The organism is Tessaracoccus aquimaris (assembly GCF_001997345.1).
GTDB lineage: Bacteria > Actinomycetota > Actinomycetes > Propionibacteriales > Propionibacteriaceae > Arachnia > Arachnia aquimaris.
The window spans coordinates 2,170,386-2,184,141 of sequence record NZ_CP019606.1 but is presented as its reverse complement, the minus strand read 5'-3'; the positions used below and the strand labels follow the sequence as shown (position 1 = coordinate 2,184,141).

The following is a 13,756-nucleotide window of genomic DNA, read 5'->3' as shown; positions in this document are numbered from 1 at the left end:
CGGTACCCTAGCTCTGTGTTCGGCATCGATGCGATAGACCTCGTCATCATTCTCGTGCTGGCCGTCGTCATGTTCGGCCCCGAGAAACTTCCGCAGTACTCGCGGAAGGCCGCTCGCGTCTTCGTGTACCTGCGCGACATCGCCAACAACGCCAAGAACACCATCGGCACCGAACTCGGGCCCGAGTACGCCAACCTCGAGTTGAAGGACCTGAACCCGAAGACGTTCATCGCGAAGCAGCTTCAGAACGAGGTCGCGCTGATCGACGAGGCGAAGAAGGAGCTGAAGGAGGCCGAGGAGATGCTGAAGTCCGGGGCCAACGACGCGACCTCCGCCGTCAAGGACAAATCTGCGATCGCCGAGCCGGCCGAGACGGCCCTCGAGCTGGTCGGCCCGAAGCACTCACCATTCGACCCCGAAGCCACCTGAGCCTGTCGCGGGGCGCTGATCGGCGCTCCTCGCTGAGCGCGTCTGCCTCCCCGAGCTTGTCGAGGAGTCCGCGCCCCCGAGCGGGTCTGTTCGTTCCCCGAGCTTGTCGAGGGGTCCGCGCCCCGAGCGCTGCTTTCGGACGTCTCGACAGGCTCGACGAACGGTGTGCGCCGAGCGGTGGTTTCTGACGTCTCGACAAGCTCGACGAACGGCGTTTCCCGAGCGTGTCTGTTCGTTCCCCGAGCTTGTCGAGGGGTCCGAGACCCGAGCGGTGCCTTCGGACGTCTCACAGGCTCGACGAGCGGGGCTGTTCGTTCCCCGAGCTTGTCGAGGGGTCCGAGCCCCGAGCGGTGCTTTCGGACGTCTCGACAGGCTCGACGAGCGGCGTCCGAGGTCCGCGCCCAGAGCGTGTCTGTTCGTTCCCCGAGAGTGGAGTCCGGCAGAGTGGTGTATCGCTGGTGATCGTGTCGCTGCAGTGTTGGGGGCGGTCACCGGGTGATTCTTCGAGAGATCTCTCACAACCACCTCGAAGAGAAGGACACACCGATGACCGCTGTTCCAAGTATCGATGACCCGGCCGAGTTCCTCCATCAACTGTTGGGTCAGTCCTCGCCTGACCTGTTACGTGACCTGCTGGAAGGGTTCGTCAACACGATCTTGCCGGCGCAGGCAGACGGGGTCTGCGGCGCCGAGTACCAGGCCCGTTCCGATGATCGGGTTAACCAACGCAACGGCTACCGGCATCGCCGTCTCGACACCAGGCTCGGGTCGATCGATGTCGCAGTGCCGAAACTACGCCGCGGATCGTTCTTCCCGGAATGGCTACTGCAACGGCAGAAGCGTTCCGAGGCCGCGTTGACCACGGTCGTCGCCACTTGTTACCTGCTCGGAGTCTCGACCCGCAGGATGGACCGCCTGGTCCAGGCCATGGGCATCACCGGTTTGTCGAAGTCACAGGTCTCGGTGATGGCCAGCGAACTCGATGACCTGGTCGCCCAGTTCCGGAGCCGACCCCTCGACCAGGGCCCCTACACGTTCGTCGCCGCGGACGCATTGACGATGAAAGTGCGTGAGGGTGGCCGGGTAGTCAAGGTTGCGGTGATGGTCGCTACCGGCGTCAACAACGACGGCTACCGCGAAGTCTTGGGTGTTCAGGTCGCTACCAGTGAGTCAGGGGCCGGCTGGCTCGCGTTCTTCCGTGACCTGGTCGCCCGCGGCCTGTCCGGAGTGTCTCTGGTCACTTCCGACGCCCATACCGGGCTGGTCGACGCGATCGGCGCGACCCTACCGGGCGCCTCCTGGCAGCGTTGCCGCACCCACTACACCGCGAACCTGATGAGCTGCTGCCCGAAGAACGCCTGGCCAGCAGTGAAGGTCTGGCTGCACTCAGTGTTCGAGCAAGTCGACCCAGAAGCCGTCCACGCGCAATACGACCGGCTCCTGGTCGAGGTCGAACGCAACCAACTCCCCGCAGTCCGTGATCACCTCGAAACCGCACGCGAGGACGTGTTGGCGTTCACCGCGTTCCCCCAGGGCCTCTGGCGACAGATCTGGTCGAACAACCCCAACGAACGCCTCAACAAAGAGATCCGCCGCCGCACCGATGTCGTCGGGATCTTCCCGAACCGCGACGCGATCATCCGGCTGGTCGGAGCCGTCCTGGCCGAACAACACGACGAATGGGCAGACGGCCGCCGCTACCTCGGCCTCGAACTGATCCGAGAAGCACGCCTCACCATCATCCCCACCCCCGAAGAAGACCCAGCCACCCCCGAAGCCCTAACCGCCTAACCGAAGAAACCCCGATACACCACACAAAAGGACTTGACCTCCCCGAGCTTGTCGAGGGGTCCGCGCCCCGAGCGGTGCTTTCGGGCGTCTCGACGGGCTCCCGAGCGGTGCCCCCTGCGCTGAGTGGTGGTTTCGGACGTCTCGACAGGCTCGACGTACGGTGTGGTCCGTGCGCTGAGTGGTGGTTTCGGACGTCTCGACAGGCTCGACGAACGGTGTGGGCCGAGTGGTGGTTTCGGACGTCTCGACAGGCTCGACGAACGGTGTGGTCCGTGCGCTGAGTGGTGGTTTCGGACGTCTCGACAAGCTCGACGAACGGTGTGGGCCGAGTGGTGGTTTCGGACGTCTCGACAGGCTCGACGAACGGTGTGGTCCGTGCGCTGAGTGGTGGTTTCGGACGTCTCGACAAGCTCGACGAACGGTGTGGGCCGAGTGGTGGTTTCGGACGTCTCGACAAGCTCGACGAACGGTGTGGTCCGTGCGCTGAGTGGTGGTTTCGGACGTCTCGACAAGCTCGACGAACGGTGTGCCCCGAGCGGTGCTCTCGGGCGTCTCGACAAGCTCGACGAGCGGGTCTGTTCGTTCCCCGAGCTTGTCGAGGGGTCCGCGCCCCGAGCGGTGCTTTCGGACGTCTCGACAAGCTCGACGAACGGTGTGTGCGCCGAGTGGTGCTTTCGGGCGTCTCGACAAGCTCGACGAACGGTGTCCGAGGGGTCCGCGCCCCGAGCGGGTCTGTTCGTTCCCCGAGCTTGTCGAGGGGTCCGCGCCCCGAGCGGTGCTCTCGGGCGTCTCGACAAGCTCGACGAACGGTGTGGTCCGTGCGCTGAGTGGTGGTTTCGGACGTCTCGACAGGCTCGACGAACGGTGTGGTCCGTGCGCTGAGTGGTGGTTTCGGACGTCTCGGAGGGGTCGACGAGCGGTGCCCCTGCGCTGAGTGGTGGTTTCGGACGTCTCGACAGGCTCGACGAACGGTATGCCCCGAGCGGTGCTTTCGGACGTCTCGACAGGCTCGACGAGCGGTGTGCGCTGAGTGGTAGTTTCGGACGCCTCGACGAGCGGTGTCCGAGGGGTCCGCGCGCCGAGTGGTGGTTTCGGACGTCTCGACAGGCTCGACGAGCGGCGTGGTCCGAGCACCGAGCGGTGGTTTCGGACGTCTCGACAGGCTCGACGAACGGCGTCTGTTCGTTCCCCGAGCTTGTCGAGGGTCCGCGCGCCGAGCGGTGGTTTCGGACGTCTCGACAGGCTCGACGAGCGGTGTCGGGCGTGGGCCTCAGCCCAGGTCGGCGAGCGTGAGGGCCTCGTAGCAGTGGTAGGCCGGCTCCTCGTAGGGGTGTGCCGCGATCATCGCCTCCAGCGCGGCCCTGGCGAGCTCCCGAGGGCACACGCACTCGACGCGCACCTCGTCGACGACGCTGATCTGGCCCTCGGCGCCGACGAACGGGGTCGAGCCCGCCTCGGGGCGGAAGCGCCCCTCACCTGAGGAGCTGAAGCTGCACGCCGTGTACGCGCCCATCGCGCCCGCCCCGGCCCCCGCAAGAGCCGCGCGCACGGCGTCGGCATGGCTCAGGGGGACGAAGCACACGATGACGAGCATGGCTCAGGAGGTCGGCGACAGGGGGAGGCGCTGGCCGACGAGGCCGCGCTTTTTCTCTGCGACCTGCTCCGCGAGCGACGTGATGGCCTTCGCGGCCGGGTGGTCCGGGTGCGCGTCGACGATGGGCGTTCCGCGGTCGCCGCCAGCCAGCAGCGACTCGTCGAAGGGGATCTGGGCCAGCAGCGGCACGTCGTAGACGAAGCGCTCGGTGAGCCCCTCGGCGACTGCCTCGCCGCCGCCTGCGCCGAACAGTTCGAGCCGGTGCGACTCGCCGCAGTGCGGGCAGGTGCTCTCCAGCCAGCTCATGTTCTCGACGACGCCGAGCACGCGCTGCTCCAGGATGTGGGCCATGGTGCCCGCGCGTTCGGCGACCTCGGAGGCGGCCGTCTGCGGGGTCGTCACGACGATGACCTCGGACTCGGGGATCTTCTGGCCGAGCGACATCGCGACGTCACCGGTGCCGGGCGGCAGGTCGAGCAGCAGGTAGTCGAGGTCGCCCCAGTAGACGTCGGCGAGCAACTGCGTCAGCGCCCGGTCGAGGATCGGGCCGCGCCAGGCGACGACCTGGTCGCGGGACGGCTTCAGCATGCCGACGGAGATGACCTTCAGGCCGCGCGCGGCGGGCACCGGCATGATCATGTCGTCGACGACCGTGGGGCGCGCGTCGCCGAGGCCGAGCAGGTCGGGGATCGAGTGGCCGTAGATGTCGGCGTCGAGGATGCCGACCGAGCGGCCCTGGGCGGCGAGCGCGAGCGCCAGGTTCACCGTCACGGACGACTTGCCGACGCCACCCTTGCCGGAGGCGACGGCGATCACCCGGGTCAGGTTGCCGGGCTGCGCGAATGGGATGACCCGCTCGGCCTGCCCGCCGCGCAGCATGGTGCGCATGGCCTCGCGCTGCTCGTCGTTCATCACGCCGAGTTCGACGTCGACCGAGGTGACGCCCTCGACCTTGGAGACGGCGTCGGTGACGCGGGTGGTGATCTCGGAGCGCATGGGGCAGCCGGAGACGGTCAGCAGCACCCGGACGAAGACGGCGCCGTCGTCGTCGGCGCGCAGGTTGTCGACCATGCCGAGGTCGGTGATGGGGCGGCGGATCTCGGGGTCTTCGACCTCGTGGAGGGCCGCGCGCACGTGGGGCAGCAGGGGATGTTCGCTCACCCTCCCAGCGTTGCTCCCCGGGGCCTATAAGCAAATCGTTACGCCGAGAGCGGGCGGCATTCTCCGTCGAGAGGGAGAGTCGGGGTCGGCCCTGGCGTTGAGCAGTATCGGAAGGTCGTTGCCTAGGTGAGCGCTCCCACGTGGCGCGCCGGGAATCGAGTTGCGAATGCTGCTCAACTCCAGCCCAGCGCCGAGCGCGGCAAGGTCAGGAGGAGCGGCGCTGGTTCAGCGCGTCGCTGAGCAGGATCACGCTGGTGGCGAGCAGCGCGGGGAGCCACAGGCCGGAGAGGCTGCCGAGCACGATCACGGCCGGCCCCGCGACCACGTTGACCGTCAGCCGTTCCTTGTAGCCGAGCCTCCTGGTCGACCCGGGCGCCAGCCAGAACCGCCACACGGCCGCGTAGGCGGCCACGAACACTGCCGCGGCGACCGCGCCGACCCACCAACCGCCGGCGATCCGCCACAGCGCCACGGCGCCGATCGCCAGCAGGCCCAGGTGGCCGACGAGCAGGACGAGGCCGAACCACCTGATCTCGCTCGAGGGTCCCGCGACCTCGGCGACGTCGGGATGCTGCTCGGTCACGGCTTCTCCTCCTCGGTGCGCTCGAGGCGCTCGGCAAGTTCGCGAAGCTCGCTGCGCAGTTCGCCGCGCACGAAGTCACGGGTGGCCAACTCGCCCAGGTGCATCCGGATGGAGGCGATCTCGCGGGCGAGGAAGTCCATGTCTGCGCGCGACTGTGCGGCGATCCGACGGTCTTCGTCGAAGCTCATCTTGTCACGACGCTCCTGCCGGTTCTGCGCCAGCAGGATCAACGGCGCCGAGTACGACGCCTGCGTCGAGAAGAACAGGTTCAACAGGATGAACGGGTACGGGTCCCAGCGCATCCCGAACAGGCCGATCAGGTTCAGCGCGATCCACACGATGACGAACACCGTCATGTAGACGAGGAACTTCGCGGTGCCCATGAACGACGCGACGCCCTCGGCGAACCTGCCGAACGTCTCGGAGTCCACCGACACCTTCGGGATCAGGCGCCGTTCGCCGGGCTGGGAGAGGGGATTGCGCTCAGCCATCGCTCACCTCGCTCACCTCGACCTCGTCCATCTGATCGCCGCGCCAGTCGTCGGGCAGCATGTGATCGAGCACGTCGTCGACCGTGACGGCGCCCAAGAGGTGCCCCTCGTGGTTGACGACCGGCGCGACCACGAGGTTGTAGGTGGCGAAGAAGCGACTGACCTGCGCGAGCGGCGCGTCCGGGGTCAACGCCTCGAGGTTGTCGTCCAGCAGGGTCGCCACGAGCGTCGTCGGGGGTTCCCGCAGCAGCCGTTGGATGTGCACGGCGCCGATGTAGCGTCCCGACGGTGTTTCCAGCGGCGGGCGCGTCACGAACACCATCGACGCGAGCGCCGGTGTCAGCGCCTCGAGGCGGACGTTGGCAAGCGCCTGCGCGACGGTGGCGTCCGTGTCGAGGATCACCGGTTCAGGCGTCATCATGCCGCCCGCGGTGAACTCGCCGTAGATCAGGAGGCGACGCACGTCGGAGGCCTCCTCGGGCTCCATCCGCTGCAGCAGGTCCTCGGCGACATCGCTCGGCAGGTCCTTGATGAGGTCGGCGGCGTCGTCGGGGTCCATCTCGGCGAGCACGTCGGCGGCCCGCTCGGTGTCCAGTTGCGAGATCAGCTCGATCTGCTCGTCCTCGGGAAGCTCCTCCAAGGCCTCGGCGAGCGTCTCGTCGTCGAGGGCCTCGACGACGGCAAGCAGAGACTCCGGTTCCAGGTCGTGCAGTTCCTGGGCGATGTCGGCGGCCTTCATGTCGGAGAACTCCGCGATCAGGTGCGCGGCGGTGCGGCCGGTGCGCAGGATCAGGTCGGGGATCTCCCGCCACGACACGACCTGGGCGTCGCCGCGGCCGCCGAAACCGAACCGCCCGACGCGGGTAGAACTGCGCAGCGCGACCGAGGAGAGCTCCCACTCGCGGTTGCGGACCTGATGCATCGAGATGTCGAAAATCTTGGTGCGGCTCTCGCGCCCGATGCTCCGGTCGAACAGGTCGGCCGAGACCAGAAGCTCGGTCTCGCGGCGCTGGAAGCGGCGGGTGTCGACCTGCCCGAGGATCGCCACCTGGTTAGGGGTGATGTTGTGGACGCGCACCATCGGCACGAAGATCCGGGCCCGGGCGAACAGCTCTGCGACGATGCCCTTGACGCGCGGCGCGAGGCCGTCGGCGCGGATGTAGCACACCACGTCTTTGACCCGGCCGACCTGGTCGCCCGCGGCATCGACGATGGGTAGGCCGATGACACGCGAGATGAAGACCTCGGATTCCTTAGCGACCATGCTGGTCAATCTAGTGGTTGATCGCGACGACCGGCGTACGGCGCCAGCGTAGAGTTGAGCCGAATTCGCAGCGAACCGACCAAGGAGGCGTCCGTGAGCGAGCCGCTCGTCCCGTCAGCATCGAAGGCTTTCCGCCTGGAATACCCACAGCACCTCGCCGAGTTTTCCACCTACGAGGAGGCGCAGTCCGCGGTCGACTATCTGGCCGACAGCAAGTTCGCCGTCGAGAACCTGATGATCGTCGGCACCAACCTCAAGCTCATCGAGCGTGTCACGGGGCGCCGCACCTGGGGCAGCGTGCTCGGACAGGGGGCGGTATCCGGCATCACCATGGGCCTGCTGGTCGGCGTGATGCTGATGCTTTTCCTGCGGGGAGACATGGTGATGCTGCTCGTCGGCCTGGGCATGGGCATCATCTTCGGCGTGATGGCGGCGGGCCTCGGCTACGCGGTCAGCGGAGGCAAGCGGGACTTCAACTCGGCGCGTCAGACGGTCGCCACCAGTTACGAGATCGTCGTGGAACACAAGGTCGCTGCAGAGGCGCGCGAACTGCTCACCCAGCGACCGGGGGCTCGGGCGGCGATGTTCGAGTGACGGCCGAGTTCTGGGACGACCGCTACTCGCACCCGAACTTCGTCTTCGGGTACCGGCCAAACGACTTCCTCAAGGAACAGTCCCGGCTGCTGAAGCCGGGCTCCCGGGTGCTGTGCCTCGGCGACGGCGAGGGACGCAACGGCGTCTGGCTTGCCGAACGCGGCCACGACGTCGTCAGCCTCGACTTCTCCCGCGTCGCGCTGGACAAGGCGGAGGCGTTGGCGGCGGAGCGCGGCACCTCGATCGAGACGTGGCACGTCGACCTGTCCGAGTACGTCGAGAACCCCGACCCGCTGCGCCCGTGGGACGCGGTGGTCGCCATCTTCGTGCACCTGCCCGCTCCGCTGCGGCGTCGCGTCGCGGAGGTCGTCACCCGTCAGTGCGCTCCCGGCGCGAAGCTGATCCTCGAGTCGTACACGCCCGCGCAGTTGGCGCTGGGCACCGGAGGCCCGAAGGACCGCGACCTGCTCGTCACCCGAGAGGACGTCATGCACGACTGGGACGGCTGGCGCCTCGACGTCCGGCTTGTCGAGCGGCGCGTCTTCGAGGGGATGGGGCATCAGGGGCTGAGCTCGGTGGTGCAGGCGCTCGGTTTGCGGTGACCCGTCGGCTCGGCCAAGGACGCCGTCGGGTAGGTTTTGGCGTGTACGGAAGGCCCCTTCAGCGAGGAGAAGTCCCATGGAGTTGAACACGACGATCTACAACCGCAACACGCCGGCCGACCGGGTGCTGCTGGTCGGTCCGAGCCTCGGCGGCAACGCCACGCACCAGTGGACGAAGGTCGCCGCGTCGCTGATCGACGACGCCCGCGTCATCTTCATCGACCTGCCAGGCACCGGCCTGAGTGAGCCGTGGGACGACAATGACGAGCCGACGCTCGACACCGTCGCCGCCGCGATCGCCGGGATCGCCCGTGACCTGAAGGACGAACTCGGCCAGGACGTGCCGATCTACTACGCGGGCCTCTCCATCTCAGGCGCCATCGGCCTGCACCTCGCCCGCGACTACGACGACCTGTTCGCGGGCGTCGTGGTGGTCGCCTCCGCCGCGACGGTCGGCGAGGCGCCCCGCTGGATCGAGCGCGCCGAGCAGGTCGAGGCGACCGGGACGCAGCAACTCGTCGAGGAGACCACCAAGCGCTGGTTCACGCCGGACTTCCGCGCCGAGCAGTCCGACACCGTCGCCATCATCATGGAGGGCCTGTCGGTGAGCGAGGACCACTCCTACGCGCAACTGTGCCGCGCGCTCGCCGTCCACGACCTGCGGGGCGACCTGCCCTACATCCAGACCCCCGTGATGATGATCGCAGGCGGACGCGACACGTCGACGCCGATCGCCAACGTCGAACTGGTTGCCGAGACCGCTCCCCGCGGCGAGCTGCACGTCATCGAGGACGCCGCGCACCAGGTGCCGGTGATGCGTCCTCTCGAGGTCGCCGCCCTGATCCGTCAGATGCTGGATCGCCCCCGCTGGAACCGCGTCGTCAGCGAGTCCGGCGACTAGTCCCGCACCGCCCCCGCAAGGACCCCCGACGGTTGGCGTCGGGGAGTGTCAATGAGCATGTCTGGTGACTCGTTGGCCCGCTGGGGCATGTTGCACGTTCCAACTCGCAACGAGTTACCAAACATGCTCAAGTTCCACCCCGCCACCGGGTGCTTTCCCGCCTCGAGCGCACAACGACCCGCCCCTTGATCGGGGCGGGTCGTCGCACGTGTCCGGGGCGTCAGGCCATCAGCCTGGCCATCCACGCCTCGACGTCGTCTGCCGAGCGGGGCAGGGCCGCCGACAGGTTGACGGGGTCGCCGTCGGTGATCAGGATGTCGTCCTCGATCCGGACGCCGATGCCGCGGTACTCCTCGGGCACCCTCAGGTCGGTCGACTTGAAGTAGATCCCCGGCTCGACCGTGATGACCATGCCCTCCTTGAGGTCGCCCTCGCGGTACAGCTCGGCGCGGGCCTGCGCGCAGTCGTGCACGTCAAGGCCGAGGTGGTGCGACGTGCCGTGCACCATCCAGCGACGGTGGAAGCCGCCGTTGACCGGGTCGAGCGACTCGGCGGCGGTGCCCGGCAGGATGCCCAGTTCCTCGAAGAACTCCGCGAGGACCGCGATCGCGGCCTGGTGGGGCGCCGTGAACGAGTTGCCCGCGCGGCAGGCCTCGATGCCTGCGGTCTGCGCGGCGAGCACCACCTCGTAGACGCGGCGCTGGGCGGGCGTGTACGTGCCGCCGATCGGCATGGTGCGGGTGATGTCGGCGGTGTAGAGCGAGTCGACCTCGACGCCAGCGTCCATCAGCATCAGGTCGCCGTCGCGGAGCTCGCCGTTGTTGCGGATCCAGTGCAGCGTGTTGGCGTGGTCGCCGCTCGCCGCGATGGTGTCGTATCCGACGGCGTTGCCGAGGTGGCGGGCGTGCAGGGCGAAGATGCCCTCGACCCAGCGTTCGCCGCGGCCCGCCTTGACCGCCTCGGGCAGGTTAGCGACGACCGCCTCGAAGCCGACCTTTGTCGCCTCGCAGGCGCGCTTGAGTTCCGCGACCTCGAACTCGTCCTTGCAGAACCGGGCCTCAGAGGCGAAGCGCTCCAGCGACGCGTCGCCCTCATCGTCGGCGGAGCCGCGGGCGGCGTCGACCATCGCGGTGATGGCGGGGTCGGGCTCGCGGATCACCAGCACGTCGGAGGAGGGCAGCGACGCCTTCAGGTCGAGGATGGTGCGGCAGTCGAGCCCGGTGGCCGCGGCCATCTCGTCGAGCGACTCGCGCTGCCCGACCCACATCTCGCCGTAGCGGGCGTCGGCGTAGAACTCGCGGTCGGTGCGGGGTGCGCGGGGCGGAAGTAGAGGGTCGACTCGCCGTCCTTGACGACCAGCGCCGCGTCCGGCTCCCTGTCCTCGCCAAGGCCCGTGTAGTAGGCGAAGGCGCTGTGCGGGCGGAAGCGGTAGTCGGTGTCGTTCGAGCGGGTCTTCAGCGGCCCTGCGGGGATCACCAGCGTCTTGCCGGGGAACTCGGAGGCGAGGGCCTGTCGGCGTGCGGCCGCGTACTCCGCCGCCGGGAAACGCGCCGGAAGCTCGTCGGAGTACGGTGCCCAGTCGCTGACGATGAAGGTCTTGAAGGCCTCGGAGTAGGGGTCTCGACGGTTCTCGTTACGGTCCTGGTTTTCACTCATGTGGCCCACCATACGCGGGGGCCTTACAATCGCGGCGTGATGGGTAGGCCACGCTGATGACCGAGACGACGCTCCTGACCTTCCTGCAATGGATCGACCTTGTCGGGGTCCTGTTCAACGCCGTGCTCGGGGCGGTGATCGGCCGCGCGGCGCGGCTCGACGTGGTCGGCCTCGTGGTGCTTGCCATCATGTCGGGGCTCGGCGGCGGCATGATCCGCGACGTGATGCTCCAGTCGGGCCCACCCATCGCGATCACCGACTGGCGCTACATCACCGCGGCGCTGCTCGGGGCCCTCATCGTGATGATCGTCCGCGTCGAGGGTCGGCTCTGGGACCGGATCTACCCGCCGATCGACGCGCTCGCGCTCGGGACGTGGGCGGCGGCCGGGTCGCTGAAGACGCTCGAGGCGGGCTTCGGGGTGCTTCCGGCGCTGATGCTCGGCACGATCACCGCGGTCGGCGGAGGATTCGTGCGCGACATGGTGCTGCGCCGCATCCCAGGCGTGCTCGGCGGCAACACCTTGTATGCGACGGCGGCGTTGGCGGCCTCGCTCGTCGCGGTCGGCTCCTGGTACCTGCACGTCCCGACGATCGGCTCGATCGCCGCGACCGCCGTCGGCGCAGCCCTGGTGCTGCTGGCCCGCTGGCGACGGTTGTCGCTGCCGGTGGGAGACGATGCCATCACGATCGGCCAGGCGGTCGCGCGTGGCCTCGCCAAGTCGAGGAGGCGCCCTCCGGGCAAGGGCCGCGGCGAGAGCTGACCCGGTCCCTGCCCCGTGTCGGGTGGATTTCGACGCAGCGGCGGGCGACTGCGTCGCCGCGGCTGGCTCAATCAGCGGGGCCGTCGCTGCGGTTGGTGCGCTGGTTGAGCCAAGAAGGACGCGTTAGCGGGCTTCTTCGGTCGAAACCGCTGTATTCAGCAGCGGGACCTGGGTCTCTGCCTCGGGTCGGGGGATTTCGACGCAGCGGCGGGCGACTTCGTCGCCGCGGCTGGCTCAATCAGCGGGTCCGTCGACGCGGCTGGTGCGCTGGTTGAGCCAAGAAGGACGCGTTAGCGGGCTTCTTCGGTCGAAACCTCTGGATCCAGCAGCGGGACCTGGGTCTCTGCCCGGTGTCGAGTGGATTTCGACGCAGCGGCGGGCGACTTCGTCGCCGCGGCTGGCTCAATCGGCGGGGCCGTCGCTGCGGTTGGTGTGCTGGTTGAGCCGACCGTCGGGGCGTAGCCCCGCGCGCGTCGCGTCGAAACCAACTCGCGCCCGATTGCGGAACGTGAGTCTCTGCCCGCCTCGGGGGGATTTCGACGCAGCGGCGGGCGACTTCGTCGCCGCGGCTGGCTCAATCAGCGGGGTCGTCCCGGCGGTTGGTGTGCTGGTTGAGCCGACCGTCGGGGCGTAGCCCCGCGCGCGTCGCGTCGAAACCAACTCGCGCCCGATTGCGGAACGTGAGTCTCTGCCCGCCTCGGGGGGATTTCGACGCAGCGGCGGGCGACTTCGTCGCCGCGGCTGGCTCAATCAGCGGGGCCGTCGCAGCGGCTGGCTCAACCAGTGGGCCGTCGCCGCGGCTGGCTCAATCAACGGGGTCGTCGCCGCGGCTGGCTCAATCAACCACCGTCAGACCTTGCGGATCCGGATCGAGTCGACCATGTGGTCGGAGCCCTTGACCAGGATCGCGGTCGCCCGCTCCCTGGTCGGGGCGACGTTCTGGCGCAGGTTCGGGCCATTGATCGTCTCCCACACCGTCGAGCCCATCTCCAAGGCCTCATCGTCGGAGAGTTCGGTGTACGGCTTGAAGTAGCTGCGCTCGTCGGTGAAGGCCGTCCGGCGAAGCTCCATGAAGCGGTTGAGGAACCACTCCTTGATGTGGGTCTCGTCGGCGTCGACGAAGACGGAGAAGTCGAAGAAGTCGCTCACCGTCAGCCCATGCGTGCCGTCGGCCTCGACCCGGGCGGGCTGCAGCACGTTCAGGCCCTCGATGATCAGGATGTCGGGGCTCTCGACGATGATCTGGTCGTCCTCGACGATGTCGTAGACCATGTGGCTGTACACGGGTGCGGCCACCCGAGGCTCACCCGACTTCACGTCCATCACGAACTTCAGCAGCGCGCGACGGTTGTACGACTCGGGGAAGCCCTTGCGTTCAAGCAAGCCGCGTCGCTCCAACTCGGCGTTGGGGTACAGGAAGCCGTCGGTGGTGATCAGGTCGACCTTCGGCTCGCCCGGCGCCCTGCGCAGCAGTTCCTGCAGGACGCGCGAGACGGTCGACTTGCCGACGGCCACCGAACCGGCGACCCCGATCACGAACGGCGTGCGGCGCACGTCGAGGTGCAGGAACTCGTTGTTCTGCGCGTAGAGCCTTCCGGTGTTGACCATGTACAGGTGCAGCAACTGGCACAGCGGCCGGTACACCTCCTCGATGTCGAGGCCGGAGGTCGGGTCGCCGATGCCTCTGAGCGTGGCGAGCGTCGCCTCGTCGAGATCGATCTCGGTCGCGTCGGACAGCTCCGCCCAGGTGCGACGTTGCAGCGTGACGTAGGGTCCGGACACTGGGCTCCTTTGTGCGATGACCTGCGCAAGCCTAACGGAGCGGCCCTTCCCGCGAGGGGTGGGGCCGACACGCGAACCGGCACATTTCCGGCCCCGATGCAACTTGCGGAGACATCGGAGCGTCAATGTCAAGAAGTGCTCAATCAT

The 13,756-nt window shown here is 68.0% G+C and carries 12 protein-coding genes and 1 pseudogene; 6 read left to right on the top strand and 7 right to left on the bottom strand.

All coding sequences use genetic code 11. From position 1 onward, the window contains the following. Positions 1-15: 15 nt before the first annotated feature. Both BW730_RS10180 and BW730_RS10175 read left to right on the top strand, forming a co-directional pair. Complete coding sequence (locus BW730_RS10180; protein ID WP_077686148.1) at positions 16-429, top strand: sec-independent translocase; 414 nt, start codon at positions 16-18, stop codon at positions 427-429. 546 nt (positions 430-975) lie between these two features. Next, positions 976-2,220 (top strand): IS256 family transposase, encoded by a 1,245-nt coding sequence (locus tag BW730_RS10175; RefSeq protein ID WP_077686147.1) that lies wholly within the window; start codon positions 976-978, stop codon positions 2,218-2,220. A 1,270-nt stretch (positions 2,221-3,490) separates the two neighbouring features. Here BW730_RS10175 and BW730_RS10170 read toward each other — a convergent pair. The 5 genes from BW730_RS10170 to BW730_RS10150 all read right to left on the bottom strand — a co-directional run bounded on the left by BW730_RS10170 (position 3,491) and on the right by BW730_RS10150 (position 7,313). Continuing rightward, the gene (locus BW730_RS10170) at positions 3,491-3,814 is read right to left on the bottom strand and encodes a hypothetical protein (protein ID WP_077686146.1); all 324 of its coding nucleotides are present in this window, start codon (positions 3,812-3,814) and stop codon (positions 3,491-3,493) included. 3 nt (positions 3,815-3,817) lie between these two features. Next, positions 3,818-4,975, bottom strand: a complete 1,158-nt coding sequence (locus BW730_RS10165; RefSeq protein ID WP_226996690.1) for an Mrp/NBP35 family ATP-binding protein — start codon at positions 4,973-4,975, stop codon at positions 3,818-3,820. Positions 4,976-5,180: 205 nt separating this feature from the next. Then, positions 5,181-5,558, bottom strand: coding sequence for a hypothetical protein (locus tag BW730_RS10160; RefSeq protein ID WP_077686145.1), 378 nt, complete (start codon positions 5,556-5,558; stop codon positions 5,181-5,183). Then, positions 5,555-6,049 carry a DUF1003 domain-containing protein gene (locus BW730_RS10155; RefSeq protein ID WP_077686144.1) on the bottom strand — a complete coding sequence of 165 codons (495 nt, stop codon included), beginning with the start codon at positions 6,047-6,049 and terminating at the stop codon, positions 5,555-5,557. Before BW730_RS10155 ends, BW730_RS10160 begins: the two co-directional genes overlap by 4 nt. Beyond that, positions 6,042-7,313, bottom strand: coding sequence for a magnesium transporter MgtE N-terminal domain-containing protein (locus BW730_RS10150; protein WP_077686143.1), 1,272 nt, complete (start codon positions 7,311-7,313; stop codon positions 6,042-6,044). Before BW730_RS10150 ends, BW730_RS10155 begins: the two co-directional genes overlap by 8 nt. A 93-nt stretch (positions 7,314-7,406) precedes the next feature. On the opposite strand from BW730_RS10150, the gene BW730_RS10145 reads away from it, so the two are divergent. From BW730_RS10145 to BW730_RS10135, 3 genes are all read left to right on the top strand, one after another. Continuing rightward, positions 7,407-7,907, top strand: coding sequence for a YflT domain-containing protein (locus tag BW730_RS10145; RefSeq protein WP_077686142.1), 501 nt, complete (start codon positions 7,407-7,409; stop codon positions 7,905-7,907). Next, positions 7,904-8,509 (top strand): SAM-dependent methyltransferase, encoded by a 606-nt coding sequence (locus tag BW730_RS10140; protein ID WP_077686141.1) that lies wholly within the window; start codon positions 7,904-7,906, stop codon positions 8,507-8,509. The genes BW730_RS10145 and BW730_RS10140 overlap by 4 nt, the downstream gene beginning before the upstream one ends. 76 nt (positions 8,510-8,585) lie before the next feature. Next, the gene (locus tag BW730_RS10135) at positions 8,586-9,410 is read left to right on the top strand and encodes an alpha/beta fold hydrolase (RefSeq protein WP_077686140.1); all 825 of its coding nucleotides are present in this window, start codon (positions 8,586-8,588) and stop codon (positions 9,408-9,410) included. Positions 9,411-9,630: 220 nt separating this feature from the next. Here the strand turns inward: BW730_RS10135 and BW730_RS10130 are convergent. Continuing rightward, positions 9,631-11,066, bottom strand: a pseudogene (locus BW730_RS10130) (aminopeptidase P family protein). A gap of 56 nt (positions 11,067-11,122) precedes the next feature. Between BW730_RS10130 and BW730_RS10125 the strand changes: the two are divergent. Next, entirely contained in the window at positions 11,123-11,827 is a 705-nt protein-coding gene (locus BW730_RS10125) for a trimeric intracellular cation channel family protein (RefSeq protein WP_077686139.1), read from the top strand. An 849-nt stretch (positions 11,828-12,676) separates the two neighbouring features. On the opposite strand, the gene coaA is transcribed toward BW730_RS10125, so the two are convergent. After that, positions 12,677-13,609 carry a type I pantothenate kinase gene (gene coaA, locus BW730_RS10120; protein WP_226996689.1) on the bottom strand — a complete coding sequence of 311 codons (933 nt, stop codon included), beginning with the start codon at positions 13,607-13,609 and terminating at the stop codon, positions 12,677-12,679. Positions 13,610-13,756: the final 147 nt, after the last annotated feature.

Coding starts and splice junctions, on each gene's coding strand:
- BW730_RS10150 (WP_077686143.1), bottom strand. CDS start 7,313: ATGGTCGCTAAGGAATCCGAGGTCTTCATCTCGCGTGTCATCGGCCTA.
- BW730_RS10175 (WP_077686147.1), top strand. CDS start 976: ATGACCGCTGTTCCAAGTATCGATGACCCGGCCGAGTTCCTCCATCAA.
- BW730_RS10125 (WP_077686139.1), top strand. CDS start 11,123: ATGACCGAGACGACGCTCCTGACCTTCCTGCAATGGATCGACCTTGTC.
- BW730_RS10135 (WP_077686140.1), top strand. CDS start 8,586: ATGGAGTTGAACACGACGATCTACAACCGCAACACGCCGGCCGACCGG.
- BW730_RS10170 (WP_077686146.1), bottom strand. CDS start 3,814: ATGCTCGTCATCGTGTGCTTCGTCCCCCTGAGCCATGCCGACGCCGTG.
- BW730_RS10155 (WP_077686144.1), bottom strand. CDS start 6,049: ATGGCTGAGCGCAATCCCCTCTCCCAGCCCGGCGAACGGCGCCTGATC.